The organism is uncultured Campylobacter sp. (genome assembly GCF_938030815.1).
GTDB lineage: Bacteria > Campylobacterota > Campylobacteria > Campylobacterales > Campylobacteraceae > Campylobacter_B.
Genome location: NZ_CALHII010000162.1, coordinates 1 through 3481 on the forward strand (window position 1 = coordinate 1; position 3481 = coordinate 3481).

General features: G+C 43.3%; 4 protein-coding genes. 2 read left to right on the forward strand and 2 right to left on the reverse strand.

Annotation, left to right across the window (positions count from 1 at the left end; all coding sequences use genetic code 11):
• Both lptB and Q0277_RS06460 read left to right on the forward strand, forming a co-directional pair.
• On the forward strand, nucleotides 1-629 hold a 629-nt coding region (gene lptB, locus Q0277_RS06455; protein WP_297996632.1), incomplete at its 5' end, for an LPS export ABC transporter ATP-binding protein.
• A 937-nt stretch (nucleotides 630-1566) separates the two neighbouring features.
• Nucleotides 1567-2385 (forward strand): ATP-binding protein, encoded by an 819-nt coding sequence (locus Q0277_RS06460; RefSeq protein ID WP_297996634.1) that lies wholly within the window; start codon nucleotides 1567-1569, stop codon nucleotides 2383-2385.
• Nucleotides 2386-2542: 157 nt separating this feature from the next.
• Here Q0277_RS06460 and Q0277_RS06465 read toward each other — a convergent pair whose 3' ends face one another.
• Both Q0277_RS06465 and Q0277_RS06470 read right to left on the reverse strand, forming a co-directional pair.
• Complete coding sequence (locus Q0277_RS06465; protein ID WP_297996635.1) at nucleotides 2543-3031, reverse strand: hypothetical protein; 489 nt, start codon at nucleotides 3029-3031, stop codon at nucleotides 2543-2545.
• Nucleotides 3032-3430, reverse strand: coding sequence for a hypothetical protein (locus Q0277_RS06470; RefSeq protein ID WP_297996637.1), 399 nt, complete (start codon nucleotides 3428-3430; stop codon nucleotides 3032-3034).
• Nucleotides 3431-3481 lie beyond the last annotated feature (51 nt).

Consider the following 3481-nt stretch of genomic DNA (forward strand, 5'->3'; position numbering starts at 1 on the left):
TGGGGCTGCTAGGACCCAACGGAGCGGGCAAAACCACGACGTTTTATATGATCTGCGGGCTGATAAGCGCTAGCGGCGGCGATATATTGCTTGATGAGCGCAGCATCGCAAAGGTTCCGCTTCACAAGCGCGCCAAGCTCGGCATAGGCTACCTACCGCAGGAAAGCAGCGTTTTTAAGGAGCTCAGCGTTGAGGAAAATTTAATGCTCGCCGCGGAGATCACCTACAAAAACAGGGTCGAAGCATCGCAAAAGGTCGATGAGATGTTAAATCTGCTCAACATCGAGCCGATCCGCCAGCGCAAAGGCGTGAGCCTAAGCGGCGGCGAGCGCAGACGCTGCGAGATTGCGCGAAGCCTAATGATAACGCCGAAATTTCTACTTTTGGATGAGCCGTTTGCGGGCGTCGATCCGATCGCCGTTAGCGACATCCAAAGTATCGTGCGAGACCTAAAAAAGCTCGGCATCGGCGTGCTCATCACCGACCACAACGTCCGCGAGACGCTTGCGATCTGCGACCGCGCCTACGTCATTAAAGATGGCGAGCTGTTCGCAGGCGGCACCGCAAAAGAGATAGCCAGCGATCCAAATGTGCGCAAATTCTACCTCGGCGAGGATTTTAGTATCTAAGCCGGCAAGGGCGCTTTATATTTTCAGCTCCCGCTTCGGCGCGCGCGTTAATTTCTGCGATTTAAAATTCAAACAAACGGCAGCGACTAGTCGCACAAACGCCGCTTGATCTAAATTTTGCGCATTAAAATTTTAAAGCCCGTAAAGCCTCGGCGCGCAAGAATTTCGCGCCCATTTAAATTTTTTAAGGCATAGCGCTTCGGCGCGGGGCGCATCTCGGTATGGTTTGAATTTCGCGCTTTAAATTTTGAAATAGTTATCACGGCGAGATTTAAACTCGGCGTCTAAATTTCGCGTATTAAATTTTTGAAAAGTACCTAGGTTTGTTTTAAAATTTTTAAATTTCAAAAGGGCGTTTTATACACTGTAAATTTTAAATAATTTTTTTTGCTACAGACTCACTTTTACGACCGAAATTTTACACCCGTGGTACATCAAATTTAAATCGCATTTTAATCACACTTTGTTTAAATTAAATCAAATTTTAAAGCGGAGGCGTCTTTAAACGTAACGCTTTCATCTGCGCATCAAAATCACGCCCACAATTTGCAAAAGAATATCCGCTCGTAGAATTAAAATTTTAAAGCAACTGCCTAAATAAATTACGTATGCGAAACTTGCGGTCCGCGCGATGTGGCTAAATTTTACAGCGTAATTCCGCGAGTGATGGCATAAACTAAAGCGCACACAAAACCTACTCGCTTCGGCTTCGACGCATCAAATTAAAAGCGACGCGCGAAGCAAGGCCTTCCGACCCGCTAGAATTTTGCCGATTAAGCCGCCTTGTTTAATTAAAATTACACTTTTATTTGCTCTGCGGGTTTAAATTTCGCTCATCTTAAAGCTCGCTGCGGAGTTTAAAATTTTAACCTGGCGTCCAGTGCTTTCGGTTTAAATTTTAAAATTCTTAGAATTTTGGCGAGATCAAGGAGAGATTATGAAAAAAGTTCTACTTTCGTGCGCCTTGGCGGGCGCGCTTTTCGGCTTGGAACTCGATGGATTCAGTACACCCGAGGGTTCGCTAATCACTGAGGACGCTTTTTACATCGCAAATCGCGGCAGTAGTGAAGATCCACAAGAGCGCGACGGCTTCATCAGCCGCATAGTAAAAAACTCGGGTGTCGTTGAGACCAATTTTATAGACGATCTGGTAAATCCTGGCGGAATGGCGCAGATCGCGGACGTGCTTTATGTCTGCGATATCGATACTATCAGGGGTTTTGCCAAAGGCCAGGAGGTTTTCAATCTAAAAATCGAGGGAGCACAGGCCTTAAACGACGTCGTAGCGCTCGGCAGCGAGGTTTTGCTCGCAAGCGATCCCGCGCGTGGGACGATCTGGCGCATCGACCTACTCTCGCGCACCGCGGATGAGTTCGCACGCATCGATCCATCGCTAGGCAGCCCAAACGGACTTTTGGCTAAAGGCGATAAGCTTCTGATCACTACATTCGATCTTAGCGGAAAGGTTCCTGGGCGCGTGCTAAGCATGGATCTGAAATCTCGCGAAATTTCGATCTTTGCCGATATGAAAGGGGTTTTCTACGGCATAGCGCGCGGAAAAGACGGCGAAATTTTAATTAGCGACTGGGGCGAGGATCTTTTAAGCGGTAAAATTTGGCGTATCGATGCAAACGGACAGATACGCAAAATAAACCTCGGCGTGATGCAAAGACCTGCGGACATCTCAAGCGACGGCAAGGTTTTATTGATCCCAAAAACGCTGGAAAATAAAGTCGAACTGATAAATTTGCCCTAAAAATCTTAAAAATTCCCGCAATTTCTCAAGCCGATTTAAAATTTGTAAATTTCAAATCGGCTTAGGAATTTGCAAGTAGTCTCAAATAGCCGCTCTATAAAGCTTAATATCTATAGAATTTAACTAAATTCATATCCCGAGAATATATCTTTTTTATCTAAAGCTTCTGCCTCGATATATCGGTAAGCGCGAGAGCAATATTTTCTTTTACCGCTGCATTGATTGCAGATTTTGCACGATCTGCTGCAGCAAAACTCACTCGAACTTGAGATGAGCTAGTCGTAAATGAGCGTCTATAAATCACTTGTCCATTCTGTTTTAACGTCCATGCAACCTCTACTGTAGCGTCAAAACTAAGGGCCATTATTGGCATGGAGACTCTAACCAAAAATGCATTTAGAGTTACATCTGAACCATTTGTAGCTACTTGAGTAAACAAATTAGATCTTTGTATGCTCTCTCCAATCGCCTTTTCAAATTCATCATAAAAGCCCGTTTCTTGCATTGCCACACCCGAAGCGTGAATTTCTACACTTTTATTAAACGTATTTACCCCTGCAAAATTTGGTGTAAGCTCGGTATAAGTGGTCTTTTGGACACAACCACCTAAAAGTAGCGCCGTAATTAAAATTAATGCATATCTCATCTAAATTCCTTCTTTTTTCAGCATGGCTTCGATTATTTCTTGAACCGCAAGTTCTCTATTTATGGCCTCAGAGCCATATCGTATGTCATTACATATAACCATAGGAAAATTATCTTTAGCATCTCTAAAGAAAATATAGAGTACTCCATAACTTAGATGTATAACATCATAGGTCACTACTAAATCTGCACTTTTTTGATCGGATGTAATATTAAAACCTTGACGAGATATAGAACGTTCAATCATACCAGAGATACCACTTTGATCAGACGGGTTTTTAACTACATAGAAACTTTTTATGCCGATTTTTTTACTATCCGGTACAAGTAAAATTTCTCTATATTTTTGCCCGCAACCGCAAAATAGTAACGCAACCATAATACAAAAAATATATTTCAACTAAACTCCTTTAATGAAAAAATTAGCTGGAATTATATAGACGTGCATATA